The sequence below is a fragment of the Kitasatospora sp. NPDC028055 genome (assembly GCF_040637885.1).
In the GTDB taxonomy this organism is placed as follows: domain Bacteria; phylum Actinomycetota; class Actinomycetes; order Streptomycetales; family Streptomycetaceae; genus Kitasatospora.
Genome location: NZ_JBEZXE010000038.1, coordinates 20,431 through 45,066 on the forward strand (window position 1 = coordinate 20,431; position 24,636 = coordinate 45,066).

General features: G+C 74.2%; 25 protein-coding genes and 2 pseudogenes. 10 read left to right on the forward strand and 17 right to left on the reverse strand.

Annotated features, from left to right (window positions below):
* Positions 1-62: 62 nt before the first annotated feature.
* Positions 63-1,601 (forward strand): alpha/beta hydrolase, encoded by a 1,539-nt coding sequence (locus AB0F71_RS29555; protein ID WP_360240446.1) that lies wholly within the window; start codon positions 63-65, stop codon positions 1,599-1,601.
* Between the two features lie 57 nt (positions 1,602-1,658).
* Here AB0F71_RS29555 and AB0F71_RS29560 read toward each other — a convergent pair whose 3' ends face one another.
* Both AB0F71_RS29560 and AB0F71_RS29565 read right to left on the reverse strand, forming a co-directional pair.
* Positions 1,659-2,015, reverse strand: coding sequence for a hypothetical protein (locus AB0F71_RS29560; RefSeq protein WP_360240449.1), 357 nt, complete (start codon positions 2,013-2,015; stop codon positions 1,659-1,661).
* 18 nt (positions 2,016-2,033) lie between these two features.
* Entirely contained in the window at positions 2,034-2,420 is a 387-nt protein-coding gene (locus tag AB0F71_RS29565) for a hypothetical protein (protein WP_360240452.1), read from the reverse strand.
* 550 nt (positions 2,421-2,970) lie between these two features.
* On the opposite strand from AB0F71_RS29565, the gene AB0F71_RS29570 reads away from it, so the two are divergent.
* Positions 2,971-4,422: a lytic transglycosylase domain-containing protein gene (locus tag AB0F71_RS29570; protein ID WP_360240455.1), complete on the forward strand. Its 1,452-nt coding sequence runs from the start codon at positions 2,971-2,973 to the stop codon at positions 4,420-4,422.
* Between the two features lie 98 nt (positions 4,423-4,520).
* On the opposite strand, the gene AB0F71_RS29575 is transcribed toward AB0F71_RS29570, so the two are convergent.
* The 3 genes from AB0F71_RS29575 to AB0F71_RS29585 form a co-directional block, all read right to left on the reverse strand.
* Positions 4,521-5,108 (reverse strand): TerD family protein, encoded by a 588-nt coding sequence (locus AB0F71_RS29575; RefSeq protein WP_360240458.1) that lies wholly within the window; start codon positions 5,106-5,108, stop codon positions 4,521-4,523.
* 171 nt (positions 5,109-5,279) lie between these two features.
* On the reverse strand, positions 5,280-5,933 hold the full coding sequence (locus AB0F71_RS29580) for a hypothetical protein (protein WP_360240461.1): 654 nt from the start codon (positions 5,931-5,933) through the stop codon (positions 5,280-5,282).
* Positions 5,930-6,565, reverse strand: a complete 636-nt coding sequence (locus tag AB0F71_RS29585) for a class I SAM-dependent methyltransferase (protein WP_360240464.1) — start codon at positions 6,563-6,565, stop codon at positions 5,930-5,932. The genes AB0F71_RS29580 and AB0F71_RS29585 overlap by 4 nt, the downstream gene beginning before the upstream one ends.
* Before the next feature lie 256 nt (positions 6,566-6,821).
* On the opposite strand from AB0F71_RS29585, the gene AB0F71_RS29590 reads away from it, so the two are divergent.
* The gene (locus tag AB0F71_RS29590; protein WP_360240467.1) at positions 6,822-9,215 is read left to right on the forward strand and encodes a glycosyl hydrolase family 18 protein; all 2,394 of its coding nucleotides are present in this window, start codon (positions 6,822-6,824) and stop codon (positions 9,213-9,215) included.
* Positions 9,216-9,278: 63 nt separating this feature from the next.
* On the opposite strand, the gene AB0F71_RS29595 is transcribed toward AB0F71_RS29590, so the two are convergent.
* The 7 genes from AB0F71_RS29595 to AB0F71_RS29625 all read right to left on the reverse strand — a co-directional run bounded on the left by AB0F71_RS29595 (position 9,279) and on the right by AB0F71_RS29625 (position 16,452).
* Complete coding sequence (locus tag AB0F71_RS29595; protein ID WP_360240470.1) at positions 9,279-10,049, reverse strand: hypothetical protein; 771 nt, start codon at positions 10,047-10,049, stop codon at positions 9,279-9,281.
* Positions 10,050-10,152: 103 nt separating this feature from the next.
* Positions 10,153-10,473 (reverse strand): hypothetical protein, encoded by a 321-nt coding sequence (locus tag AB0F71_RS29600; protein ID WP_360240473.1) that lies wholly within the window; start codon positions 10,471-10,473, stop codon positions 10,153-10,155.
* A 1,011-nt stretch (positions 10,474-11,484) separates the two neighbouring features.
* Positions 11,485-12,894, reverse strand: a complete 1,410-nt coding sequence (locus AB0F71_RS29605; RefSeq protein WP_360240476.1) for a family 2B encapsulin nanocompartment shell protein — start codon at positions 12,892-12,894, stop codon at positions 11,485-11,487.
* 377 nt (positions 12,895-13,271) lie between these two features.
* The gene (locus tag AB0F71_RS29610) at positions 13,272-13,427 is read right to left on the reverse strand and encodes a hypothetical protein (RefSeq protein ID WP_360240479.1); all 156 of its coding nucleotides are present in this window, start codon (positions 13,425-13,427) and stop codon (positions 13,272-13,274) included.
* Between the two features lie 128 nt (positions 13,428-13,555).
* A complete protein-coding gene (locus AB0F71_RS29615; protein ID WP_360240482.1) occupies positions 13,556-14,068 on the reverse strand; it encodes a hypothetical protein in 513 nt (170 codons plus the stop codon).
* 231 nt (positions 14,069-14,299) lie between these two features.
* Positions 14,300-15,754 (reverse strand): PLP-dependent aminotransferase family protein, encoded by a 1,455-nt coding sequence (locus AB0F71_RS29620; protein WP_360240485.1) that lies wholly within the window; start codon positions 15,752-15,754, stop codon positions 14,300-14,302.
* A 152-nt stretch (positions 15,755-15,906) separates the two neighbouring features.
* A complete protein-coding gene (locus AB0F71_RS29625; protein WP_360240488.1) occupies positions 15,907-16,452 on the reverse strand; it encodes a universal stress protein in 546 nt (181 codons plus the stop codon).
* Between the two features lie 476 nt (positions 16,453-16,928).
* Here AB0F71_RS29625 and AB0F71_RS29630 point away from each other — a divergent pair.
* Positions 16,929-17,315: pseudogene (locus tag AB0F71_RS29630) on the forward strand (transglycosylase family protein); the annotation flags it as partial.
* A 72-nt stretch (positions 17,316-17,387) separates the two neighbouring features.
* Here AB0F71_RS29630 and AB0F71_RS29635 read toward each other — a convergent pair.
* Positions 17,388-17,804: a hypothetical protein gene (locus AB0F71_RS29635; protein ID WP_360240491.1), complete on the reverse strand. Its 417-nt coding sequence runs from the start codon at positions 17,802-17,804 to the stop codon at positions 17,388-17,390.
* A gap of 177 nt (positions 17,805-17,981) precedes the next feature.
* Between AB0F71_RS29635 and AB0F71_RS29640 the strand changes: the two genes are divergently transcribed.
* Entirely contained in the window at positions 17,982-18,413 is a 432-nt protein-coding gene (locus AB0F71_RS29640) for a GNAT family N-acetyltransferase (protein WP_360240494.1), read from the forward strand.
* Between the two features lie 158 nt (positions 18,414-18,571).
* On the opposite strand, the gene AB0F71_RS29645 is transcribed toward AB0F71_RS29640, so the two are convergent.
* Positions 18,572-19,171: a pyridoxamine 5'-phosphate oxidase family protein gene (locus tag AB0F71_RS29645; RefSeq protein ID WP_360240497.1), complete on the reverse strand. Its 600-nt coding sequence runs from the start codon at positions 19,169-19,171 to the stop codon at positions 18,572-18,574.
* Between the two features lie 138 nt (positions 19,172-19,309).
* Positions 19,310-19,744, reverse strand: coding sequence for a CBS domain-containing protein (locus AB0F71_RS29650; protein WP_360240500.1), 435 nt, complete (start codon positions 19,742-19,744; stop codon positions 19,310-19,312).
* Positions 19,745-19,878: 134 nt separating this feature from the next.
* Between AB0F71_RS29650 and AB0F71_RS29655 the strand changes: the two genes are divergently transcribed.
* From AB0F71_RS29655 to AB0F71_RS29675, 5 genes and pseudogenes are all read left to right on the forward strand, one after another.
* Positions 19,879-20,763: a helix-turn-helix domain-containing protein gene (locus AB0F71_RS29655; RefSeq protein ID WP_360240503.1), complete on the forward strand. Its 885-nt coding sequence runs from the start codon at positions 19,879-19,881 to the stop codon at positions 20,761-20,763.
* A 25-nt stretch (positions 20,764-20,788) separates the two neighbouring features.
* A complete protein-coding gene (locus AB0F71_RS29660) occupies positions 20,789-21,208 on the forward strand; it encodes a VOC family protein (RefSeq protein WP_360240506.1) in 420 nt (139 codons plus the stop codon).
* A 59-nt stretch (positions 21,209-21,267) separates the two neighbouring features.
* On the forward strand, positions 21,268-21,618 hold the full coding sequence (locus tag AB0F71_RS29665) for an MmcQ/YjbR family DNA-binding protein (RefSeq protein WP_360240509.1): 351 nt from the start codon (positions 21,268-21,270) through the stop codon (positions 21,616-21,618).
* A 92-nt stretch (positions 21,619-21,710) separates the two neighbouring features.
* Positions 21,711-22,589, forward strand: a pseudogene (gene ligD / locus AB0F71_RS29670) (non-homologous end-joining DNA ligase); the annotation flags it as partial.
* Between the two features lie 174 nt (positions 22,590-22,763).
* Positions 22,764-23,618 carry a DNA ligase gene (locus AB0F71_RS29675; RefSeq protein WP_360240642.1) on the forward strand — a complete coding sequence of 285 codons (855 nt, stop codon included), beginning with the start codon at positions 22,764-22,766 and terminating at the stop codon, positions 23,616-23,618.
* A 107-nt stretch (positions 23,619-23,725) separates the two neighbouring features.
* Here the strand turns inward: AB0F71_RS29675 and AB0F71_RS29680 are convergent, their stop codons facing one another.
* Complete coding sequence (locus AB0F71_RS29680) at positions 23,726-24,310, reverse strand: type 1 glutamine amidotransferase domain-containing protein (RefSeq protein ID WP_360240511.1); 585 nt, start codon at positions 24,308-24,310, stop codon at positions 23,726-23,728.
* Between the two features lie 3 nt (positions 24,311-24,313).
* The gene (locus AB0F71_RS29685) at positions 24,314-24,610 is read right to left on the reverse strand and encodes a PRC-barrel domain containing protein (protein WP_360240514.1); all 297 of its coding nucleotides are present in this window, start codon (positions 24,608-24,610) and stop codon (positions 24,314-24,316) included.
* Positions 24,611-24,636: the final 26 nt, after the last annotated feature.

A 24,636-nucleotide genomic window follows, 5' to 3' on the forward strand; every position in this document is an offset into this window, starting at 1 on the left:
ACCCCGAGGACGGTGTCCTGCTTCATCGTGCGTCAGCCACCCGGCGGGACATGATCGTTCCCGTGAACACCACCGCATCCCACGGCCGCCGCGCGGCCGCCGCCCTCGCTGCCGCGCTCCTCGCCGGCCTCGCCCTGCCCGCCACCGCGAACGCCGACTCCGGCCGCAACCCGGGGGACGCCGACCGCGCCCCCGCCCGCTACGCCCGGCAGGCACTCGACTGGCAGCCCTGCGCGGGGCAACCGGCCCTGGAATGCGCCACCATGGCCGTCCCGCGCGACTGGCACCACCCCGGTGTCGGCGCCGACCTGAGCATCGCCGTCTCCCGGCACCGCGCCACCGACCCGGCCCACCGCAAGGGCGCACTGATGGAGACGGCCGGCGGCCCGGGCGGACAGGGCCTGCTGCGGCCGATGGACCTCGCCCAGGGCGCCCCCGCGGTGGCCGCCGCGTACGACATCGTCAGCTTCGACCAGCGCGGCGTCGGCCGCAGCACCCGCGTCGCGTGCCAGACCCCGGAGGAGTTCCAGGAGTTCCTGGCCGGGGACTACCGCGACCGGTCCCCGGAGGCGGTCGACCGGGTCGTCGCCAACTCCCGCAAGCTGGTCGAGGGTTGCGAGAAGAACAGCGGCGACCTGCTGCCCTACCTGACCACCGAGCAGACCGCCCACGACATGGACCTCTACCGCTCGCTGCTCGGCGAGAAGAAGATCAGCTACTACGGTGCCTCCTACGCCACCATGATCGGCGCCTACTACGGAACGCTCTTCCCGCACCGGGTCGAGCGGATGGTGCTGGACAGCAACATCGGCTTCGACGGCACCTGGGAGCAGTTCGAACTGGGCCAGCCGATGAGCTTCCAGCGCCGCTTCGAGGAGGACTTCCTGCCCTGGATGGCCGCCCGGGACGCCACCTACCACTGGGGCTCGACCCCGGCGGAGGTCGGCGCGCACTGGGAGCAGCGGCGCGCCGCCCTGCACGACCGACCGATCACCGACGGGTCGTTGACGCTCGGCCCCAACCAGCTGGACAACGGCACGATCAACGCGATCTACAGCGAGAAGGCCTTTCCGCTCCTGGCGAGCGGGCTGACCGCGCTGGACGACTGGCAGCAGGCCGATCCGGCCGCCAAGGAGACCGCCCGCCGACTGTTCGGCCAGTACCTCAGCCCGGAGTTCCTCGCCGAGTACTTCTCGGTGACCTGCGGCGACACCCCGTGGACGAAGGACCTGGACACCTGGATCGAGCGCGGGGCGGAGAACACCGCGCGCTACCCGCTGATCGGTGCCCGCACGCTCGCGTTCAGCTCGGTCTGCGCGCTCTGGCCGACCGCCCCGGCGCCCGAGGTCAAGGTCACCGGCGCCCACCTGCCGCCGGTGCTGATGCTCAACTCCCTGCACGACCCGGCGACGTACTACGAGGCGGCGCTCGGCGCGCACCGGGCGCTGCGCGGCTCCAGGCTGGTGACGGTCACCAGCAACGGCAACCACGGCCAGTACCCGGGCTCCGACCCCTGCGTCACGGCCACCGTCGAGCGCTACCTGCTGGACGGCCGGGCGCCCGAGCACGACCTCACCTGCCCGGCGCCACAGGCCGGTTGAGCCCCGGGGCACTGGGTCCGGTCGGCCCGGCCGGCCCGACCGGCCTGACCGGACCGGTCAGGAGCGGGACTTCGGCCGGAGCTTGCCGCGCAGGTGCTCGGCGGCCACGGCCAGGGCGAGGAAGCCGCCCACGGACAGCTTGATCCCGACCTTGGCGACGATCCAGCCGATGCCCGGGACGGTCCAGCCCAACCAGTGGAGGGCGGCCAGCATCGCCGCGCAGCCGCAGACGATCGCCAGCACGGTGGCACCGACGGCGGCGGCCCGCGACAGTTCGCGCGGGCCGTCGTCACCGTGCTCGGCGCGGTGCTCGTCGACGTGCTCGCCGGCATCCGAAGTCGCCTCTGCCGCAGCCCTGTTGGCGGCGTCGCCCCCGGCCGCGCCGGCCGTCTCGTTCGTACCCCGATCACCCATGCAGGTGATGATACGGCCTCACCGGCGGGAGTGGTGGGTGTCCCCGAGGTGCTCCCCGGTCTCGTCGTCGGGGAAGCTCACGGCCATGGTGACGCGGTACTCGAAGACGTCGTGCCGGTGCCCCGGCACCCGCGCCCAGGCGAGCGAGTGCACCTCGGCCTCCGGGGCCTGCCGGCACCAGGCGGCGGCCTCCTCCAGCGCGTGCGCGGCCGAACGCCCGGTGCACACCACGGCGGTGTAGGCGGCGACCGCGACGTCCCCGCCGGCGGCACGGCCGCTCCGCGACACCGCCCGGACGGCGGCGGCGGCCTGGGTCAGGTCACGGGCCAGGTCGCTCACCACCCGAGGAGGTGCCGGCAGGACCACCGCCCCCTCGGCGACGGTCTCCGGCAGGTTCGCGCTCACGGTTTCAGCCTCCATCCACAGGGTCACGCGGCACAGCATGCCGGACCGGGATTCCTGGCATGCCCACTTTCACCTGAACGTCATCCGTCCAGGGCCGAGTTGGGGAGGCCCTCTGGCGCCGGACCGTCCGTCCTGCTAGTGGAGGCCGCACACGGCGACGGACATCGGGCCAGGTCAGGGGGTCGGCGACGGGCGCCGCCGGGGAGCCCGAAACGACGCCCACGCACCACCCCCGCGCTTCGAACCGCCCGTCCGACCGCCGGGGGACCCGGCCGACCGGCGTTGGCCCTACGGTCAACTCCCGTTAGCGGCGGCGAAGATGGAGCGGGCCACGGACACCGCGCCACGGCGGTCGGACGGGCGGCCCGCGGCCGGGGCGCCGCGTTCACCCGTCGTCGGGTTCGCGGCCGCCTCCCGTCCATCCTGTCCCTGTCAGATCGTCGTGATACTAATCGTTGCGGCGGCGGGCGCCGCCGATCGGCGGACGGGCACGATGACGAAGGCTCAACCGTTCCGGGAGGGTCCGGACGGCGATGGGGAGGGGCAGCAGATGGCGGCGAGGATCGGCAGTACCAAGGGCGGGCGAAAGGTACGAATCGGCAAGCGGGTCACCGGCACGGCGGCGGCGTTCGCCGCGCTGGCCGCGCTGACCGGCTCTCAGGTGTCGGGCCTCGGGCTCGCCCCGGCCGCCGCCGCCGACGCCGGGCAGGCACAGGACGCCGCCGCGCAGGCCCCGGGCGGCTCCGCCACCCCCTTCGGCGGCCCGGCCGCCGGGGTCCCCGGCACCGCGGCCGACGGCGGCAGCGCCGTCCAGTTGCCGCAGCCGCCCGGCACCCAGCCCGGTCTGCCCGCGGCCGGCCCGTTCACCGCCAACGGGCCCTCGCTGCCCGCCACCGTCTTCGCCGCCTACCAGAAGGCCGAGGCCTCCCTGGCGCAGCGTTCGCCGGGCTGCCACCTGCCCTGGCAGCTGCTGGCGGCGATCGGCGAGGTCGAGTCCGGCCAGGCGAACGGCGGCAAGGTGGACACCGCCGGCACCACGCTCACCCCGATCCTCGGCCCGGTACTGGACGGCAACGGCTTCGCCGCGATACCCGACACCGACGGCGGTCGCTACGACGGCGACTCCCGTTGGGACCGCGCGGTCGGCCCGATGCAGTTCATCCCCTCCACCTGGGCCTCCTGGGGCGTGGACGCCACCGGCAAGGGCACGGCCGACCCGAACAACATCTTCGACGCGGCCGAGACCGCCGGGCGCTACCTGTGCGCGGGCGGCCGGGACCTCTCCGACCCCACCCAGCTGGACCGGGCGATCCTCAGCTACAACAACTCCACCGAGTACCTGCGCACCGTCCGCAACTGGATGGCGCACTTCGGCAGCGGCCAGGTGACCACGGTCGCGGACCGCCCGGGCATCCCGACCGTGCCCGGCTCGACGCCCTCCCCCTTCCTCCGGCCGTCCGGCACCACCGGCACCCCGGGCACCACCCCGACCGGCGGCAGCGGCACCGGCCCGACGCCGGGCGGCCGGCCGACGGAGCCTGCGGTGACGCCGACTCCGACGCCGTCCGCGCAGCCCACCGGCACGCCGACGCCGAGCGGTTCGCCCTCGCCCTCCGCCAGTGCGACGGCCACCCCCACCGGCACGCCGACGACGACTCCGACCACCACGCCGTCCGGCAGCGCGTCCCCGACGGCGACCCCCACCAGCACCCCCACTGGCACTCCGACCGGCACGCCGACGTCCTGCCCGAGCCCGACCGCGACCGCGACACCCACCGGAACGGCCACGCCCACCGGTTCGCCCTCGCCCACCGCCAGCCCGACGGCCACCCCCACCGGCACCCCGTCGGCCACCCCGACCACCGCCCCGAACTGCCCGACGCCGACGCCCAGCGGCAGCCCGAGCGCCACCGCGACCCCCGGCGCCACCTCCTCCGCCACGCCGAGCGGTTCGCCGAGCGCCTCGCTCTCGCCTTCCCCCTCGGCGAGCGCCAAGAAGTAGCACCCGCGCACGCACCGAACCGCCGACGGCGGCAGGACGGCCCGACCGGCCGGACTGCCGCCGTCGCCGACTCGGCCCCGGCCGGAACCCGGGTCGGGTCACAGGTGCTTGACCAGCTCCGGCATGAGGTCCTGGAAGGTACGCCCGCTGGCGGGCTGGCCGATCGCGGCCAGCTGCCAACCGCCCGGTGTGCGCTGCACCTTGGCCATGATCTGGGCGGTGTAGGGGCCGCCGCCGGTGAGGGTGTAGCGGGCCAGCTCGACACCGGTGGTCTCGTCCACCAGGCGGCAGAAGGCGGCCTCGACCTCCTGGAAGGTCTGCCCGGTGAAGGAGTTCACCGTGAAGAGGATCTGGTCGACCTCGGCGGACACCCTGGTCAGGTCGACGGTGATCGACTCGTCGTCGGTCGCGTCGCCGGCGCCGCCGACCAGGTTGTCCCCGCTGTGCCGGACCGAGCCGTCGTTGCTGGTGAGGTGCTGGAAGAAGACCACGTCCAGCGGCTTGCCGTGGGCGAAGAGCACCGCGGAGGCGTCCAGGTCGATCTCCTGCCCGACGGACAGCAGTTTGGCCAGGAAGCCCTTGCGCTGCACCGCCCGCCAGCCCAGGCCCATCCGGACCACGCTCAACTGCCCACCGCCCGGCTTCTCCAGGCTGATCTTCTGCCCCTTGGCCAGCGAAACGGCCATCGTGCCCTCCTCGTTCCTGCCGCCGTCCGTGCCGTGAACCTATCGTGCACAGAGAAACTATGATCATCGGACGGCGTCCGTCCAGGTCCCCTACCCAGGCGGCGACACTCCCACCCAGCAGCCCCACCGGTTCCGCCCGCGCGCGGGCCGGGGCCGGGGCGACCGGGCGGATCAGGCGTCGCCTTCCAGCAGGTGCTGACGCACCTCCTGGAAGGTCCAGGCCCCGCCGGCCGGCCGGGAGAACACCCAGACCAGGTCGAACCGGTCCGGCCAGGTACCCGGCGCCCCGCTGCCGGCCGCACCGAGCGCCTCGACGATCCGCGGGATCCGGGAGTGCTCCCAGCAGATCAGCACCGGCTGCGTTCCGGCGAGCGCGGCGCCGGCCAGCTGGGACTCCTGGGACTCGGCGTAGCCGGTGTCCACGGTCAGCCCGAGCTTGCCGGCCAGCGGGGTGACGGTCTGCCGCATCCGGTGGGCTCCGGCCAGCGGGCCCTGGTCGGTGGCGGCGTAGATCCGGACGGGGGTGCGCAGGCCGGTCGCGGGCGGGGCGAACAGAGTGGGCAGCGCCTTGGCCCGGTCCCAGCCGCGCTGGGTGAGGGACTTGCCGTCGTGCTTGCCGTTCTCGTCCACGCCTGGCTGGTTGCCGTCGGGCTTCTCGCCGTGCCGGATGATCATCACGAAGGCGGCGCCGCCCGGGTCACTGGCCCTGGCCACCGGGCCGGACTTGTCGGCCTTGTCCTTCTTTCCGGAGGAGCAGCCGGCGAGCACCAAGGGGGCGGCGGCCAGGCCTGCGAGGAGCAGCCGGCGAGGGGGACGCGCGGTCACACGGCACCCCGTTCCAGTCGTACGAGGGTGTCGATCGCGACGCCCTTCGCACCGCCCCGGTGGCCGGGTTCGGTGTCGACCTCGCGCCGGACGCGTTCGGCCCGCACGACGTGCAGGCCGTACGGGGCGAGGTCGGCGAGGACGTCCTCCGGGGTGAGGAGCACGGCCGGGTCCTGCGGGCCGCCGACGCCCTCGGTGAGGTTGCTCAGGTCGTGTCCGATCACCAGCAGGGTGCCGCCGGGGGCGAGTGCCTCGGCGGCGCGGCGCAGTGCGGCGCGGCGGTCGGCGGCGGGCAGTTGGAGGTAGGCGACCAGGACGAGGTCGTAGCCGACGGTGGGGGCCTCGTGGGTACGGGCGTCGCCGTGGCGCCAGGTGAGGCGGTCGGCGACCTCGTCGGGCAGTTCGGCGGTGAGGCGTTCGGCGCGTTCGAGGGCGACGGCGGAGAAGTCGACGCCGGTGACCTCCCAGCCCTGGGTGGCGAGCCAGATGGCGTTGCGGCCCTCGCCGGTGGCCAGGTCGAGGGCGTGGCCGGGGGTGCGGCCGGTCAGTTCGCGCACCACCCACCGGTTGGGCGCGGTGCCCCAGACCAGTTCACTCGCGGCGTAGCGGTCGTCCCAGCCCTGACTGTCCATGCGCTCCTCCGTTCGGCGGGCCTGTTCCGTCCCGGTCAACCTACCGGCAGGCCGCTGTTCGCGGCCCGGGTCGGTCCAGCGGGTGGACACCCTTGACGGCGAAGATTGGTCCAGTCCAATCTGTTCAGTCGAGCACCCGTCAACGTCAAGCACCTGTCACCCCGCCCGGCCGCCCCCACCGCGTCCGGGCCGGCTCCCCACGGCCCGTCCGGGCCACGCACCGCCGGAACCCCCACACATCCGGAGGACACCCCGCATGCACGACCGCGTCCTGCCCGCACGGCCCGACCTGCCCGCCCAGGGGCGAGCCGCTCGCCGGGCCGCCCGGCACAGACGGGCCACCGCACTGGCCCTGGCCGCCACGCTGACCACCAGCGGAGCCGCCCTCGCCCTCACCCTCGGCTCCGCCGCCGCCTCGCCGGTCAACCTGCTGGCCAACGGCGGCTTCGAGACCGGCACCCTGTCCGGCTGGAGCTGCTCCAACGGCTCGGTGGTCACCACCCCGGTGCACGGCGGGAGTTACGCGCTCAGCGGCGCCGCCTCCGGCTCCGACACCGCGCAGTGCCAGCAGACCGTCACCGTCCAGCCGAACACCAGCTACACCCTGGCCGGCTGGGTCCAGGGCAGCTACGTGTACCTGGGCGCCACCGGCACCGGCGTCAACGCCTCCAACTGGACGCCCGGCGGGTCGGGCTGGAGCCAGCTCAGCAGCACCTTCACCACCGGCGCCACCACCACCTCCGTCACGGTCTTCACCCACGGCTGGTACGGCACCGGCACGTACTACGCGGACGACCTCACCCTGACCGGGCCGGGCGGGCCGACCTCCTCCACCAGCCCGACGGCCACCGGCAGCCCGACGGCCACCGGCAGCCCGACGGCGTCCACCAGCCCGACGGCCTCGGGCAGCCCCACGGCCACCGGTTCGCCCAGCGGCAGTCCGACCGCGACCGGCTCGCCGACCGGGAGCCCCAGCGGATCGCCCACCGGCAGCCCCACCGGCAGCCCGACCGCCACCGCCACCGCGAGCGGCCCGGCCGGGGACGGCAAGGTCACCACCCCGACCGGCGTCACGGTCAGCAAGGTCACCTCGGGCGCCGTGGTGCTCAGCTGGCAGCCGTCCACCCTGAACGGCGGCGACGGCCCGGTCGCCTACAAGGTGTGGTCCAACGGCCAGTTGGTCGCCACCTCGATGGGCACCTCGGTCGCCGTCAGCTCGCTGCGGCCCGGGCAGGGCTACACGTTCAGCGTCCAGGGCTACTCGGGCGGCCACGCCTCCGCCCAGTCCGCCCCGGTGAGCACCACGACCGCCGCCGCCCCCGCCCAACAGCCGGTCCGCGCGGCCTACTTCGACCAGTGGGGCATCTACGAGAACGCGTACTACCCGAAGAACGTCGACACCAGCGGCGCCGCCGGCAAGCTGGACGTCATCCACTACGCCTTCGCCAACATCGACCCCTCGAAGTTCACCTGCTTCCAGGCGGTGAAGGCCTCCGACTCGGCCAACGAATCCGACCCCAACGCCGGTGACGGCGCGGGCGACGCCTACGCCGACTACCAGGACGGCTACACCTCCGCCAACAGCGTGGACGGCAGCACGGACGGCTGGGACCAACCGCTCAAGGGCAACTTCAACCAGCTGCGCCAGCTCAAGGCCAAGTACCCCAACCTGCGCTTCACCATCTCGATCGGCGGCTGGACGTACTCCAAGTACTTCTCGGACGCGGCCGCCACCGACGCCTCCCGGAAGGCCTTCGTCTCCTCCTGCGTCGACATGTTCCTCAAGGGGAACCTGCCGACCGGGGTCGCCGGTGACGCCTCCGGCGGCGCGGCCTCGGCGGCCGGAATCTTCGACGGCATCGACATCGACTGGGAGTACCCGGGCTCGGCGGGCGGCCACACCGGCAACCACTACTCCCCCGCCGACAAGCAGAACTACACCCTGCTGCTCAAGGAGTTCCGCACCCAGCTGGACGCCCTCGGCGCCGCCCAGGACAAGCGCTACCTGCTGAGCGCCGCGCTGCCCAGCGGCCAGGACAAGATCGCCCAGCTGGAGACGGACAAGATCGGCGCCTACCTGGACTACGCCGACGTGATGTCCTACGACATGCACGGCTCCTGGGACGCCAAGGGGCCGACCAACCACCAGGACCCGCTGCACGACAGCCCGGCGGACCCGACCACGCCGATCACCCCCGGCACCCGCAAGTACAACGTCGACACCACGCTCACCGCGTACACCACCGGCCTGCCCGAGTACGGCATCCCCGGCGGCTTCCCGGCGAGCAAGATCGTGCTCGGCATCCCGTTCTACTGGCGCGGCTGGACCGGCGTCCCGGCCGGCGCGAACTACGGCCTGTACCAGAGCGCGACCGGCCCGACGGCCGCCAAGCCGCTCAGCCAGGAGGCCGGTCTGGCCGCCTGGAAGGAGCTCAACCCGACCGCCGCGCAGACCCATTGGGACCCGGTGACGGAGAGCAGCTGGGTCTACGACGGCACCAACTTCTGGACCGGCGACACCCCGCAGGCCGTCCGGGCCCGCGGCGCCTACGCCAAGGGCAAGGGCCTGGGCGGGCTGTTCGCCTTCTCCCTGGAGAACGACGACGCCTCCGGGACCATGCTCAACTCGCTGGACAGCAGCCTTCGCTGACGCCCGATCAGTGACAAGCCGACGCCGGTGGCCCCGCTCGGGACCACCGGCGTCCGCTCCGGTTCAGCTCTTGAGGTTGAGCGAGGGGAAGAGGTCCTCGAAGGGCTGGGTGGTGACCGAGACGCTCCGGGCGAACGGATCGTCGAAGTCCCAGATCATGAACAGCAGGAAGGCGATCAGCACACTGAAACAGGCCGCCAGCATCAACTCCCTCGGGGTGTGCCGGATCTGCAGCGCGAACATCATGCCGATGGTCACCACCGCCCCGCCGATCAGCCCGAACCACACCACGCCCGGCATGGTCGGCCCGGCGTTCTGGCCGCGCTGGTTGCGGGCGTCGGAGGCCTGGCTGATCCGGTCGGTGATCGGCTGGTAGGCCTGGGACTCCAGGTCCGAGGCCGGCGTCCGGGAGACCAGCTCGTTCTGGATCTTGTCCAGCAGCTGGGTGCCCTTGTCGGTGATCTCGCCGTTCTTGCCCATGTAGTCCCACTCGACGTTCACCACGTAGGTGACATAGGCGTCGACATCGGCCCGGACCTGGTCGCGGAACTCGACCGGGTAGACCACCGCCCGGTCGCTGACCTCCCGCAGCGACTGCGCCTCACGGAACAGGTCGTCCTGGGCTGCGCCGCGCGCCTCCCAGACCCCCGCGATCGCGAGACCGACGACGATCGCGTAGACCACCCCGATCATCATCGTGATGTACTCGATGACGTCCGGCGTCTCGTCGGTCTTCTCGACGGCGCCCGCACTGCGGCGCCGCAGCACCACCACGGCCAACACGACGGCACCGGCCGCCGCCATGGCGATGATCAGCGCCACCCACTCGGACATGGGAACTCCCTTCTCTGGCTTGGCTCGTGACGTGAAAGGTGAGCCCCGGGCGCACTCGGCAGGAGGGGCCGGGGGAAGGTCGGGGCGGTAGCCGTCAGGACCCTCAGGACCCGGAACCACCGCGACCGCGGCCGCGGCCGGGGCGCAGCGAGGCCGCCGCCAGCACCGCGGGGACGGTGATCAGCAGCATCGTGGTGGTGGTCGAGGCGCCGTGGTGCGACGGTGCGACGGGCGCCGGCTTGGCGGCCCGCACCACCTTGAAGGACGGATCCGCCGACGGTGTGGGCCAGGCCGGACTCGGGCCGGCTGGACTCGGCAGCGCGGGGCCGGGCACCACTACGGCGGGGGCCGCCGGGTCGGGCACCACCGGAACCGGCACCACCGCGGGCGGCGGCTGCGGGGCGGGGTCCGGGGCCGCGGGCACGGCGGGAACCGCCGGGGCCGGTGACGCCGGCGCGGGCGGCGGCGGAGAGGCCGGTGCCGGGGGCGACGGCGGCGGGGTGGGGTCCGGAGGTGACGGCACCGCGGTCGGGGACGGCGGCGTGGGGGTGGGGCTCGGAGTCCGCGTCGGCGTCGGGGTAGGCGTCGGCGTGCGCGTCGGGGTCGGGGTCGGCGTGCGCGTGGGCGTCGGCGTGGGCGTCGGGGTAGGCGTCGGCGTGCGCGTCGGGGTCGGCGTGGGGCTCGGGCAGGGATGCGGATGGTGGTGGTGATGATGGTGCCCCCCGTGCCACCAGCCGCCCCCGTGCTCCCCCTGCCCGTCGTCGCCGCCCCCGTGGTCGTCGGCCGGTCGCCCCGGCTCGGGCCGGAGCCCGGCCGTGGCGGAGGGCGAGGGCACCGCGGGCAGCGTCCCGGCCGTGGGCGGCCGGTGGCAGTGGTGGTGGTCGTGCGGCGGCCGGGGTCCGTGGTGCCGGCCGACGTCGGGCGCGACGGTGACGCCGACCTGGACGTCCACGTCCACGCCGACGTCCACGCTGCCGCCCGGGCCCACCGTGGTGGACACGTCGGTCCCGGTGCACACGCAGGTGTCGACGGCCCCGCCGCCCGGGTGCCCGCCGGGGCGTTCGGCCCCCGAGGCGCTGGCCCCGCCGACCAGCGCGCACATCGCCACCACGCCGACCGCCGCACCGATCAGCCGCGCCCGTCGACCGGGGGCCGCGCCCCCGCCGCCGTGCCGCGGTATCCGTCGGTACTGCCGGCGCTGCGGCATGGGCTCCACACACCTCTCGGGTCGTCCGGGGAGGACGGAAGGGATCTGGCTGATCAGCCGGCGGGAACGGACAGCAGTGGTCGGATCCGGATCAGAGCCGATCGGGTGCGACCATGCGCATTCAGACGTGATCAGGCGGACGGCCCGCCTCCGGGGCGGGCCGTCCGTCATCAGGTGGAACGATCTTCGCGCCGACCGGTTACGGCCCGCGCCCGCCGTTCCGCGCGCTCAGTGGCGGCGGTGCGCGATCTCGACGTTCTCCAGCACGCCGACCGCGTCCGGCACCAGGATCGCGCAGGAGTAGTAGGCGCTGACCAGGTAGGAGATGATCGCCTTCTCGTCGATCCCCATGAAGCGGACCGAGAGCGAGGGCTGGTACTCGTCCGGCAGACCGGTCTGGTGCAGGCCGATGACGCCCTGGTTGTCCTCACCGGTACGGATCACCAGGATCGAGCTGGTGTTCTCCTTGGTGATCGGGATCTTGCTGCACGGCAGGATCGGAACCCCGCGCCAGGCCGGCACCTGCTGCCCGCCGAGGTCGACGTGGTGCGGGTAGATGCCCCGGGCGTTGAACTCGCGGCCGATCGCGGCGATGGTCTTGGGGTGGGCCAGCAGGTAGTCCGGGTCACGGCGACGGTTGAGCAGCTCGTCCAGGTCGTCCGGGGTGGGCGGGCCGGAGTGGGTCTGGATCCGCTGGTCGAAGTCGGCGTTGTGGAGCAGGCCGAACTCCGGGTTGTTGATCATCTCGTGCTCCTGCCGCTCGCGCAGGGCCTCGATGGTCAGCCGGAGCTGGTGCTCGGTCTGGTTCATCGGCTGGTTGTACAGGTCCGCGACGCGGGTGTGGATCTTGAGGATGGTCTGGGCGACGCTGAGCTCGTACTCGCGCGGCTTGAGCTCGTAGTCCACGAAGGCGCCGGGGAGTTCGTACTCGCCGCGGTGGCCCGCCGACATGGCGATCTCGGCCTCGCCGCGCTCGTTCTGGGCCTGCAGCGGCAGGGACAGGAAGGTCTGCAGGTGCTCCTGGAGGCTCGGCGCGTTGTCCCGGATGCGGGCGAAGTCGTCCCGGCTCAGGGTGAGGGCGACGCCGGAGGTGGTGGTCTTCGCCGTGTACTCCCAGACGGCGTCCGGGTTGAGCAGCGAGTCGTCGCCGAAGCGGTCGCCGTCGGCGGCCACGCCGACCACGGTCTCGTCGCCGTACTTGCCGGTGCCGATCTTGTTGATCTTGCCGTGCGCGATCAGGAAGATCCGGTCGGCCGCCTCGCCCTGGGTGGTGAGCACCTCGCCGGGGCCGAAGTCGCGCTGCTGGCAGCGGTCGGCGAGGGCGGTCAGCACCTCCTCGTCCTCGTAGCCGCGCAGCAGGGCGAGTTCACCCAGCTCGGCCGGGATGACGCGGACCTGGGAGCCGGTCTTGATGAACTCCACCACGCCGTTGCCGACGGTGTAGGTGAGCCGTCGGTTGACCCGGTACGCGCCACCGTGGGCCTCGACCCACGGGAGCACCTTGAGCAGCCAGCGGGAGGTGATCTCCTGCATCTGCGGGGCGGACTTGGTCGTGGTGGCAAGGTTGCGGGCAGCGGCCGTCGCGAGGCTCTGCTGCCGGTCCTGCTGTGTCTCCGGGCTCGTCGTGTCCACGGACATCGGCAGGGGTCTCCATTCGTGTGGTCGGATCAGGCAGCCGGGGCCGGTACCGCGCCGTCCCGGTGCATGCTCCGCAACGGATCATCAGATCCGCGAGCTGGTGGGGAAGTTGGCGAGTTTCGTGAGGACGACCGCCATCGCCCGGCGGCCCATCCGGAACCCTAGATCACCAGAACCCGACGGAGCCCGTACGGCGGCCCACTACCCCCCGATAGGGTGAATCTCCGGTGATCCGCCCCCACGGGCCGCGATCGTCACCGGAACACCCGTTCGCCGACGCGCACCCCGTACCCCGTGCGCCTCACCCGCTCCGCCCCGCCCCACCCCGCCCCGCCCTCCTGCCGCACGCGCCTCCCGCCGTCAACCCGGCACACCGCTCAGGCGACCTCCAGGCCCTGCCGCACCCGGTCGAAGCGGCCCGCGGCGAGGTGCGCGCCCACGCGCTCCCGCAGGGCGGCGTGGAGCCCGTCCGGCATCGGCAGGTCGTCGTGGGCGGCGGGGCGGCGGGGCGCTCGTGCGTGGGTGTCGGACACGGTCCGATCCTGTCACCCGGCTCCGACACACGCGGAAGGCCCGTCAGGTGCCGGTACGGGGGTGGCCGGCACCTGACGGGTGTACGGGGGGTGCGGCCGCGAGGGCCGCGCCGGGGGGAGGGGGTGGATCAGCAGGCGACCTGGGTGCCCGGGATGCCCAGGATGCCGGAGTTGTTGGCCAGACCGCCCTGGTACTCGTAGTAGAGGTACGAGTAGAAGTCGATCCGGACGTCCTGGCCGCAGGCCGAGTCCGGGGCCACGGTGTAGGTGACCGTGAAGGTGCTGCTGGCGCCGGGGGCGAGCGGGACGTCGTAGCGGGCGATGCCGCCGTGCACGTTGTCGCTGCAGCCGTTGGTCTGGGTGCCGCAGGCCGTGGCGGTGAACTTGAGCCCCGGCACCAGACTGGTGGCGTACGTCTCCTGGACGCTCTGGTAGACGAACTGGATCGGGGTGTCGTACGGGTTGGTGAGCGTCAGGGTCAGCGTGAACTCACCTCCCCGGGTGGTCGTCTGGTGGTCGGAGACGGCCGTCAGGGGCAGCGGGTTGTCGGCGGCCCGGGCGGGTGCCGCAGTCAGCAGCAGTCCGGCGGCGAGGGCCGGGCCCACGGCGAGCGCGGCACGGCTCAGATGTGTTCTGCGCATGTCCAAGGAGCGTAGGGGGCGGCGCAGTCGGGACCGCCCTCCTCGGCCCGAACCCGTACTCGCGTACGAGCGGCGGGCGGACGCCGGGGGCCGACCGTCCGCGTTCCGGCCCGGCGGAACCGCCGGTGCCCTATCCTTCGCCGCGCACCCCGCAGGCCCGGGTCGCGCGCCCGAACGGGCGGGTCCGACCGGGGTCGGTGCGCTCAGGCCGTTGCGCTCAGGCCATTGCGCTCAGGCCGGCGCCGGCAGGATGTCGCACAGCGCCCGGAGCGCGGCCGGCCAGGCGTGGTCCGGTGGCGTGGCGTAGCCGACCACCAGGCCGTCGACGGCGGGCGTCGCCGCCGGATCGGCCGCCGGGTGCCGGTAGTCGGCGAGCCCCTCGACCGCCAGGCCCCGGTACGCGGCGGCCTTGAGGATGGACCGTTCGGTGCCGGGGGCGAGCCGCAGCACGGCGTGCAGGCCGGCCGCGATGCCGGACACCTCGATGTGCGGGGCGTGGGCGGCCAGCGCGGCCACCAGCTGGTCGCGGCGGTCCCGGTAGCGGCGTCGCATTCGCCGCAGGTGGCGGTCGTAGCCGCCGGAGTCGATGAACTCGGCGAGGGTCAGCTGGTCCAACGCACTGACCCAGGCCTCGCGTTCGCCCTTCGCGGCGAGCACCTGGTCGACCAGGTGGTCCGGCAGGACCATCCAGCCGAGGCGCAGCGCCGGGGTGAGGCTCTTGCTGGTGCTGCCGAGGTAGACGACCCGGTCGGGGTCGAGCCCCTGGACGGCGCCGACCGGCTGGCGGTCGTAGCGGAACTCCCCGTCGTAGTCGTCCTCCAGGACGAGCCCGCCGCGTCCGCGCGCCCAGTCGATCACGGCGGCGCGGCGCCCGGCGTGCAGCGGGCCGCCGGTCGGGAACTGGTGGGCGGGGGTGAGCAGGACCGTACGGAGCTCCGGGTGCCGGGCCAACTCCTCGACCCGGGCGCCCTGTTCGTCGATCGGCAGCGGGACGGCGGTGACGCCGGCGGCGGCCAGCAGCCCACGGTGGAAGCCCAGCCCATACGCCTCGACGGCCAGCGGGCCCTGGTCAGCGGGCGGCAGGGCGGGCGCGGCGCCGTCGAAGAGCAGGCGCAGCGCGTGGGCGAAGCCGGAGCAGACCACGATCCGGTCGGGGTCGGTGCGCACGCCGCGGGCGCGGGCGAGGTAGTCGGCGAGGACGGCACGCAGTTCGGGCCGGCCCTGGGGGTCGCCGGGTCCGAAGGCCTCGTTCGGGGCGGCGGTGAGGGCCCGGCGGGCGGCGGCCAGCCAGGCGCTGCGGGGGAAGGAGGCGGCGTCGGGCCGGCCCTGGCGCAGGTCGTGCACCGGTCCGGGGCGGCGCGCGGGGCGGCGGGCCCGGGTGGGCGGGACGGGTGCGGCGCGGTCGGCAACGGTGGTGCCGGAGCCCTGGCGGGCGGTGAGCCAGCCCTCGGCGACGAGTTCGGCGTAGGCCTCGGCGGCGGTGTTGCGGGCCAGGCCGAGGTCGGTGGCGAGGGCCCGGTAGGGCGGCAGCCGGGTGCCGGGGGCCAGTCTGCCGCTGCGGATCGCCTCGCGCAGCGCGGCCATCAGCGCGGCGCGGCGGCCGCCGGTGGCGGGTAGCTCCAGGTGCAGGTCGTTACCGGTCGGGTGGGCCGGCTCGGTGGGGTGCGCGCCCGACGTCTCCGTCATGGTCACGCACCCTACCCGCCGCCCCGGCGCCGCCCGGCGGGCGGCCACTCCCCTTATGGCCGCACCCCCTTCCTACACACCCCTTTATGGCCGCACCCCTTTATGGCCACGCCCCTTTATGGCCACGCCCCCGACAGCCACCCCCCTGACGGCTACGGCACGACGGTGACCGGCCAGCGTCCGGCCTTGACCAGCCGGACCGCGACCGAGCCGATCACCTTGTGCCCGGCCTGCTCGGAGACGCCGACCACCACGGCGTCGGCGCGCAGCTCGTCGGCGAGCTTGGCGAGGCCGGTGTAGGGGTCGCCGCGCATGGTGAGGAAGCGCCACTCCACCCGCCAGACCTCGCTCACCCGCAGTTCGGCCTCGCGCAGCGCGGCGAGCAGTTCGTCGGCGACCTCCTGGGTGGTCTCCTCCACGGCCGCCCCGGCGAGGGCGGTGGCGGCGCCGAGTATCGGCTGGATGTAGGCGATGGCCAGCTGGGCGCCCTGCCGGCGGGCCAGTCCGGCGGCGTAGGCGGTGGCGCGCCATGAGGAGTCGGAGCCGTCCAGGCCCGCCAGGATCACCTTGGGCCCGTCGGTCCCCAGTTCGAAGCCGCTCGGTGCGACGGCCGGCTGGTGCTCCCCGTGCTCGGCGCCGGCCGGTCGGCCCGCGCCCTCGACGGCCCCGGTGTCGGCCGCATCGCTGTCATTGCTCATGGGCGGAAGGCTATGCCCGCCACCGTGGGTGGCCGACGGGGGCACTCCGGGTGAGGGCTGTGGCGCGGGCCACCCAGGCGGGCCCGCGATGGCGCCGGGCCGGTACCGGGGGCGGGCGGGCCGTCACGCGCTGTCGACGGTGTGCGCGGCCTCACACCGGCTCCGGGGTGACGGGGGCCACTTCCAGGGGCGGTTTGATCTTGGAAATAGCTGCAAATCGGTCGAAATCACCTTATTTTCGTGATCGCTACCTGCGGTAACAGGCCTCTGACGTGCTCAAACCTGCGATTCCTTGAAACCGCCACGACCGCCCCCGTACCTTCGAACCCGTTGCACCGAGCGATTCCGCTCCGGCCGGGCCTCACCGCCCCCGGGCAGGAACGGTGCCGGACCGCGCGAGCGATGTGTCCCCGCAACCGACGGCCTTCCGAGGGTCTGGTTCCGCACGCCCGCACACCCCCTCCGAAAGGAAACGCATGACCTTCCGTAACGAGACTGCCGCTGCCACCACCACTGCCACCCCGAAGCGCCGCAACCGCGTCCGGATGGCTCTGATGGCCGGGGCGCTCACCGCGCTGCCGGTGGCCGGCCTCGTCACGGCCACCAGCGCCTCCGCCGCGCCGGCGTCGGTCTGGGACAAGGTCGCCTCCTGTGAGGCCACCGGCAACTGGGCCATCAACAGCGGCAACGGCTTCTACGGCGGCCTGCAGTTCACCTCCAGCACCTGGGCGGCCTTCGGCGGCACCGCGTACGCCCCCCAGGCCCACCTGGCCACCAAGGACCAGCAGATCGCGATCGGCGAGAAGGTCCTCGCCGCCCAGGGCCCCGGCGCTTGGCCGATCTGCTCCGTCAAGGCCGGCCTGGGCAAGTAAGCCCGCCGCCACCCGCACGCACACGAGCCGCCGCACCCCCAGGGGTGCGGCGGCTTCGTCGCGTCACGAGCCGTTCCGCTCCGCCGACTGCGCCCGCTGCTCCCGCTGCTCCCGCTCCGCGAGCAGCGCCCGCAGCCGCCGCACCTCCTCGGCCAGCAGCGGGACGGCGTTCCGGGCCGCCGAGATGAAGAACGCGTTCTCCTTCCAGCGGCCGTCACCGCCGTCGGCCCGGTGCGGGCCGCGCCCCAGGGTCACGGCCACGACCTCCGCCGGGTCCGACTCCGGCCACGGGCCGCCGCGCTGCGTGGGCCGGACCGCACTCACCGCGACCACATCCTCGGCCTGTTCGCCCTCGGACCGTTCGTCGGCCGAGGTGTGGACGTACCAGGGCCCGGGCGTCGCCGCCGCGGCCAGCGCCACCAGTTCGGCCAGTTCCTCCTCAGTGACGGGAACCGGGTCGAGCGGGGCGGGTTCGGTCATGGTCGGCTCGCTTCCGTGCACTCCGGACGGCTCTCGTCCTGCGGATGACCACCATGCCGCCTCATGCCCACCGGCCGCGAGGACGATCCTCCACGGACTGAGCCGTCCCGCTCCGGCCCGTGCCCGGGCCCGACGGGCCTCTGGCGCCGAGCGGACGCCCGGCTACCATGCCGTCCCATGATCACCCTTCGCGAGGACGGCTACGAGCTCTCCACCGACCCCGCCCGCATCGACCTCGGCCTCGTGCACCACTGGCTCTCCACCGACGCCTTCTGGGCGCTCGGCCGCAGCCGGGAGGTCGTGGAGCGGTCGGTGCGCGGGTCGCTGGTGTTCGGGGTGTACGCGCCGGACGGGGGACAGGTGGCGTTCGCCCGGGTGGTGACCGACTACGCCACCTTCGGCTGGCTCTGCGACGTCTACGTGGACGAGGCGCAGCGGGGCCGCGGGCTGGGCGGCTGGCTGGCCGAGGCGGTGGTGGAGGAGCTGCGGCCGTACGCACTCAAGCGGCTGCTGCTCTCCACCGTGGACGCCCACGGGCTGTACGCGAAGGCCGGGTTCGTGCCGTTCCCGGACCCGCAGAAGCTGATGATCCTCGGCGGGGAGGCCTAGGGCGTGTCTGACAATTCCCGCCGGGCGCGCGACGCCGGGGCACGCACCTCGCCGCGTTGTCGTCAGTCGCCGATGCTCCGCATGGACTCCCTCCTCCGCCTTGCGACGCACGCACCCCAACGCCGCGCGCTGATCCGACGCGAATCGTCAGACACGCCCTAAGCGCCGACGTTGCGGGCCGGGCGGTCGGGGAGCGGCAGCGGGAGGGCGGGCAGGCCGTCGAGGCTGGTGCCGACCAGCGGCTTGCGCTCGCAGTAGGCGCCGAACTCCTCCTCGTCCTTGCGGTCGAAGTACTGCGCGTGCAGGTCGCGGTCGGCGCGGTAGTCCATGAACGGCACGGCGTACCCGCAGGAGTCGCTGACCCGTTCGGCCCGGACCAGCACGATCGCCCGCAGGCCCGAGCCGTCCACCCCGGGTTCGAAGCGGGCGAGCAGCTCGGCGAAGCGCGGGTCGTCCCGGAAGACCGGCTCGCCGCGGCCGTGCACCCGCACCACGGTGGGCGGGCCGTCGAAGGCGCACCACATCAGGGTGATCCGGCCGTTCTCCCTCAGGTGGGCGATGGTCTCGGCCTGTGATCCGCCGAAGTCCAGGTAGGCGAGGGTGAGTTCGTCGATGATCGCGAGGGTCCCGGAGCGGCCCTTGGGCGAGAGGTTGACGTGCCCGTCGCCGGCCAGTGGCGCCGTCGCGACGAAGTAGACGGGCTGGCGTTCGATGAACTGCCGCAGTCGGCCGTCGATGCTTTCGTACTGCTTTCCCATGTGCGCGATTGTGCCCGCATCTCGCTCTCCGAGAAAGGAAAATCCATCCCATGAGACGGCAAGCGGCCCGGCCGGGCCCGCGACGGCACTCGGTCCGCGGGGCCCGGCCGGGGCAGTCGCCCAGTGCGGGCGGGCGCGTCAGTGCTTCATGTAGACGCTGTCCATGAACTCGATGATCTGCTGGTCCGTCAGCCGCTGGCCGTCGCGGTGACCCATCGCCAGGTCGGCCTCGCTGATCATGCCGACCAGCCGTTCGCCGTCGATCACCGGGATGCGCCGGATCTGGTGCTGCTCCATCTTCTTGAGCACCACATCCATGCTGTCGTCTGCCCGCACGCAGTGCAGGTGCCCGGCCAGTTCGATGGCCGTCATGCTCGCCGGGTCCTTGCCCTCGGCGAGACAGCGCACCACGATGTCGCGGTCGGTGATGATGCCGTGGAGCTTCTGGTCGTCGCCGCAGATCGGCAGCGCGCCGACGTTCTTGTCGCGCATCATCTTCGCGGCCTCGTCCAGCGTCTGGTGGGCGCCGATGCACTGGGCGCCGGTGTGCATGATGTCTCGGGCAGTGGTCACGGGGACTCCTTCGTCGGTGTTTACCCCCCGGCGGCCATCCCCCGGCGGCGCACCGCGCCCTCACAGGGTGACCGTGCCCTCACCGTAGGCGACCGCGCTCCCGCCCGCGACCGCGGGCGCCGATACTGGAAGCCGTGACCACGCAAGCCACTGGGACGGTCGACGAGGCCGTCCGCGCCCGTCCCTCGACGGCGCTGCGCCCGTACGTGGCCTGGTACTCGGGCTACCGCCAGCGCGGCCTGGCCCCGGCGGTGCACCGCGGCCTGCCCTCCCCGTACCTGACCTTCATCCTCACCCTGGACGAGCCGCTGGTGATCGCCGGCCACCCCGATCCGGCCCAACCGCCCGGCAGCTACCCGACGCTGCTCGGCGGGCTGCACACCTCCCCCGCGCTGATCACCCACGAGGGCGCCCAGTCCGGGGTGCAGATCGCCGTGCACCCGCTCGCCGCACGTGCCCTGTTCGGGCTGCCCGCCGGGGAGTTGGCCGGGATCGACGTCCCGGCGGAGGAGGTGCTCGGGCGGCTCGGCCCGCAGTTGCAGGAGCGGATCAGGGCCGCCGAGGGCTGGGCGGAACGGTTCGCCGCACTGGACGGGGCGCTGCTGCGGGCCGCTCGGCCGTCCGGGCGGGTGCCGCCGGAGGTGGGCTGGGCCTGGCGGGCGCTGCGGCGCAGCGGCGGGGCGCTGCCGGTGGCCGAGCTGGCCCGGGAGACCGGGTGGAGCGCCCGGCACCTCCAGGAGCGGTTCCGCCGGGAGACCGGGCTCACCCCGAAGGCCGCCGCCCGGGTGATCCGCTTCGACCGGGCCCGGCACCTGCTGGCGACCGGTGCGCCGCCGCCCCGGTTGGCGGAACTGGCGGTGAGCTGCGGCTACTTCGACCAGGCGCACCTGGCCCGGGAGTTCCGCGCGCTGGCGGGGGCGGCGCCGAGCGCCTGGCTGGCGGCCGAGGGGCCGGAGGAGGGCAAGTTCCGAAACGTCCAAGGCGGGGCGGCGGCGGCCGCCGCAGAGTGGGAGGCGTAACCACCCCACCCGAGGAGTGAGAGTCATGGACACCAAGACCCCTGCCCCGCAGGTCTGGCCCACCCTGCGCGCGACCGACGCCCGCGCCCTGATCCGCTTCCTGACGGAGGCCTTCGGCTTCCAGGAGGTGGTCAGTTACGGCGAGGGCGACTTCGTGGCGCACGCCGAACTGGCCTGGCCGGAGGGCGGCGGCGTGATGCTCGGCTCGGTGCGGGAGACCGCGCCGGGCCAGTGGCGGGGCGAGCCGGGCACGTTCAGCGCGTACGTGGTCACGGCCGACCCGGACGGCGTGCACGCCCGGGCCGTGGCCGCCGGGGCCCGGATCACCACCGGCCTGACCGAGACCGACTACGGCTCGCGCGACTTCGCCGCCGCCGACCCGGAGGGCAACCACTGGTACTTCGGCACCTACCCGGGCGCGCCCCGGCCCGTCCCGGCGGCGTGAGCGCCGTGAGCTCCGTGCGTGCCGTGCGTGCCGCGCGTGCGGTGCGTGAAGCGGCCTCCGTGGGCTCCGCCCCGGTGGAGCGGCTGCGGGCGCTGTGCCTGGCGCTGCCGGACACGGAGGAGCGGGTCAGCCACGGGGAGCCGACCTGGTTCGCGGGTTCCGGCCGCCGGGCCCGGATGTTCGTGATGCTCGCCGACCACCACCACGACGACCGGCTCGCCTTCTGGTGCGCGGCCCCCGGCGGCGCCCAGGAGCGGCTGGTCGGGCAGGACCCGGCCCGCTACTTCCGGCCGCCGTACGTGGGGCACCGGGGGTGGCTGGGCGTCTACCTGGACGTTCCGGCCCCGGACTGGCCGCGGATCGAGGACCTGGTCGCGGACGCCCACGCCCTGGTCGGCCCCGGCGGCTAGGAACAGCGGCCACCGTCCCGGGCGGGGGCGGTGGCGGCGGGGGCGGGGCAGACTGGCTGGGGGGCCACCGCAGCACTCCCCGGAGAGCGCCGATGCCGCAGATGACGGTCGACGGGCACACCCTCGCCCTGTCCCACCTCGACAAGGTGTACTACCCGAGCATCGGGACCCCCAAGGGCGAGGTGCTGCGCTACTACGCCGCGGTGCACACCGCCCTGCTGCCCCACCTGCGGGACCGCCCGGTCTCCTTCCTGCGCTGCCCGGACGGTGTCGAGGCGGAGGTGTTCGTCGCCAAGAACCCGCCGCCGGGCACCCCCGACTGGGTGCGCACGGTGGACGTGCCGAGCACCGGCGGCGAGCTGCGCCAGGTGGTGCTGGAGAACGGCGCGGCGCTGCTGGCGGTCGCCAACCTGGGCTGCCTGGAACTGCACGTCCCGCAGTGGCACGCCGCCGCGCCCGGGCTGGCCGACCGGCTGGTGCTGGACCTCGACCCGGGCGAGGGCGCCGACGTGCTCACCTGCCGGGCGGTCGCGCTGCTGCTGCGCGAGCGGCTCGCCGCGGACGGCCTGTCGGCCTGGGTGAAGACCTCCGGTTCCAAGGGCCTGCACCTGCTGGTGCCGATCGAGCCCACGCCCAGCGCCGAGGTCTCCGGGTACGCCAAGGCGCTGGCCGCCGCCCTGGAGGCGGAGCACCCGGAGCTGGTGGTGCACACCATGGCCAAGGCCCGACGGCGCGGCCGGGTGCTGGTCGACTGGTCGCAGAACAACGCGAAGAAGACCACCGCCGCCCCGTACACCCTGCGCGCCCGGCCGCTGCCGACCGTCTCCGCGCCGCTGGCCTGGGACGAGCTGGAGCGGGCCCGCGGGGAGGCGGAGCTGGTGTTCACCCTCGCCGAGCTGCCGGACCGGCTGGCGACGCACGGCGACCTGTTCGCGCCGCTGCTGGACCCGGAGCAGGCCCGGCCACTGCCCCAGGCACCCACCGCCCGTGCCACGCCCCAGGCGCCCACCGGCCGTGCCGCGCCCCAGGCGCCCACCGGCCGTGCCACGCCCCAGGCACCCACCGGCCGTGCCACGCCCCAGGCACCCGCGCGGGCCGCGCAGCCCTCCCAGCCCCGGCAGGTGCTGCACCCGCCCGTCGAGGTGATGCGCCCCGCCGCCGTCACCGCCGTGCCGCCCGCCGACGGGCTGGGCGGGGGCGGCGTGCAGTACGAGCTGAAACTGGACGGCTTCCGCTGCGTCGCCTTCGCGCGTGGCGAGCGGCCGGCCTTCCTGCAGTCCCGCAGCGGCCGCGACCTGGCCCCCGAGTTCCCGCCGATCGCCGCCGCCGTCGCCCGGCTGCCCGAGGGGCTGGTGCTGGACGCCGAACTGGTCGCCTGGCGGGCCGGGCGGTTCGCCTTCGAGGAGCTGCTGCACACCCGGCAGGCCCGGGCCGCCGCCCCGGACGTCGCGCTCGGGCTGATCGCCTTCGACCTGCTCGCCCTGCCCGGCCGGGACGTCCGGCGACTGCCGCTCACCGACCGGCGCCGACTGCTGCTGGCCGCGCTGGCCGACGTCCCGCCGCCGATCCAGCCGGTGCTGGCCACCACCGACCGGACGGAGGCCGTGGCGTGGATGACCCAGCTGGCGGACACCGGCGTGGAGGGCCTGGTGTGCAAGGCCGCCGCCTCCCCGTACCGGGCGCGCGGCGCGGGCCGGGCCTGGGTCAAGTACCGGCGCAGCGACACCGAGGACGCCACCGTCCGTGCCCTGACCGGCCCGGCCGACCGGCCGCACGCCCTGGTGCTCGAACTCGACGACGGCCGCGTGCTGTTGACCACCCCACGGCTCACCCCCGTGCAGGCCCGGGAGGTCGCCCGGGCGGCCGGGCCGCTGCTCGGCCCGCCCGCCGCCGACCCCGACCACGGCCGGGTGCACCCGCTCACCGCCCCGCTGCGCGCCGAGGTCACCCTCACCGGCCGCCCACCCACCGCGACCTTCGTCCGCCTCCGCGGGGACTGACCCCCGGCCCGGGCGCCACGGACGCTACGAGTTCGCTCGTCCGCCCCTGAACGCCCGTACGCCCCTGAACGCCCGCGTCTGAACGCCGATACGCCCCTGAACCCGCGTCACTTCCGCTGCCCGGCCGCCGCGTGGGCGAACTCGGTGACGAAGGTGTCCTCGAACACCGGCAGGTCGCCCGGCGCCCGGCTGGTCACCAGCGGGCCCGGGCCCTCCCGGCAGACCTGCACCTCCTGGTCGACCCAGTGGGCACCCGCGTTGACCAGGTCCGTCCGCAGGCTGGGCCAGGAGGTGAGGGTGCGGCCACGGACGGCGTCGGCCTCGATCAGGGTCCAGGCGGCGTGGCAGATCGCCGCGACCGGGCGGCCGGCCGCGCAGCAGCCCCGGACGAAGGCGACCGCCGCCGGGTCGAGCCGCAGCGCGTCCGGGTTGGCGACGCCGCCGGGCAGCACCAGCCCGGCGTAGTCGGCCGGGTCCGCCTCCGCCACCAGGGCGTCCACCGCGAAGGTGTCCCCGGGCGCGCGGTGCCGCACGGCCTGGACCCGGCCGGGCGCGGTGGAGAGCAGGCGCGGACGGCCGCCGGCCTCGAGCACCGCCTGCCAGGGCGAGGTCAGTCCGTCCTGCTCGGCGCCGTACGGGGCGACCAGGAAGGCGACCGTCCGGCCGGTCAGGGTGGTGGCGGGCCAGCCCATGGGTCAGCGCCGGCGGGCGGTGGTGAGGTGCTCTTCGGGCGACGGGACGGTGCCCAGCCGGGCGCGCGGGCAGTCCAGGTGGACGGCGCGGTCCAGGTGGTCGATCCGGGCGACCAGGCCGACCGGGACGAGCACCCTGGCACCCGGCACCCAGGGCCCGGCGTCGACGGCCAGGTGGTCGCCGGCGTCCTGGTCGACCCGGCCGACCGCTCCGTCGGTGGCCTGCACCTCGTACCCGACCAGGCTGAGGTCGGCGGCGGGGTGGGAGCCCGGGCGGTACTCCCACAGGTCGGTACTCATGCGCACCTCTTCCCGATGGTTCGGCC

Excerpts from the sequence above, each read along its gene's own strand:
- AB0F71_RS29570 (WP_360240455.1), top strand. The coding sequence starts at position 2,971 with ATGGCGGCGAGGATCGGCAGTACCAAGGGCGGGCGAAAGGTACGAATC.
- AB0F71_RS29595 (WP_360240470.1), bottom strand. The coding sequence starts at position 10,049 with ATGTCCGAGTGGGTGGCGCTGATCATCGCCATGGCGGCGGCCGGTGCC.
- AB0F71_RS29585 (WP_360240464.1), bottom strand. The coding sequence starts at position 6,565 with ATGGACAGTCAGGGCTGGGACGACCGCTACGCCGCGAGTGAACTGGTC.
- AB0F71_RS29685 (WP_360240514.1), bottom strand. The coding sequence starts at position 24,610 with ATGAGTACCGACCTGTGGGAGTACCGCCCGGGCTCCCACCCCGCCGCC.
- AB0F71_RS29605 (WP_360240476.1), bottom strand. The coding sequence starts at position 12,894 with ATGTCCGTGGACACGACGAGCCCGGAGACACAGCAGGACCGGCAGCAG.
- AB0F71_RS29615 (WP_360240482.1), bottom strand. The coding sequence starts at position 14,068 with ATGCGCAGAACACATCTGAGCCGTGCCGCGCTCGCCGTGGGCCCGGCC.
- AB0F71_RS29625 (WP_360240488.1), bottom strand. The coding sequence starts at position 16,452 with ATGAGCAATGACAGCGATGCGGCCGACACCGGGGCCGTCGAGGGCGCG.
- AB0F71_RS29620 (WP_360240485.1), bottom strand. The coding sequence starts at position 15,754 with ATGACGGAGACGTCGGGCGCGCACCCCACCGAGCCGGCCCACCCGACC.
- AB0F71_RS29680 (WP_360240511.1), bottom strand. The coding sequence starts at position 24,310 with ATGGGCTGGCCCGCCACCACCCTGACCGGCCGGACGGTCGCCTTCCTG.
- AB0F71_RS29590 (WP_360240467.1), top strand. The coding sequence starts at position 6,822 with ATGCACGACCGCGTCCTGCCCGCACGGCCCGACCTGCCCGCCCAGGGG.
- AB0F71_RS29640 (WP_360240494.1), top strand. The coding sequence starts at position 17,982 with ATGATCACCCTTCGCGAGGACGGCTACGAGCTCTCCACCGACCCCGCC.
- AB0F71_RS29560 (WP_360240449.1), bottom strand. The coding sequence starts at position 2,015 with ATGGGTGATCGGGGTACGAACGAGACGGCCGGCGCGGCCGGGGGCGAC.
- AB0F71_RS29635 (WP_360240491.1), bottom strand. The coding sequence starts at position 17,804 with ATGACCGAACCCGCCCCGCTCGACCCGGTTCCCGTCACTGAGGAGGAA.
- AB0F71_RS29645 (WP_360240497.1), bottom strand. The coding sequence starts at position 19,171 with ATGGGAAAGCAGTACGAAAGCATCGACGGCCGACTGCGGCAGTTCATC.
- AB0F71_RS29675 (WP_360240642.1), top strand. The coding sequence starts at position 22,764 with ATGCGCCCCGCCGCCGTCACCGCCGTGCCGCCCGCCGACGGGCTGGGC.
- AB0F71_RS29660 (WP_360240506.1), top strand. The coding sequence starts at position 20,789 with ATGGACACCAAGACCCCTGCCCCGCAGGTCTGGCCCACCCTGCGCGCG.
- AB0F71_RS29575 (WP_360240458.1), bottom strand. The coding sequence starts at position 5,108 with ATGGCCGTTTCGCTGGCCAAGGGGCAGAAGATCAGCCTGGAGAAGCCG.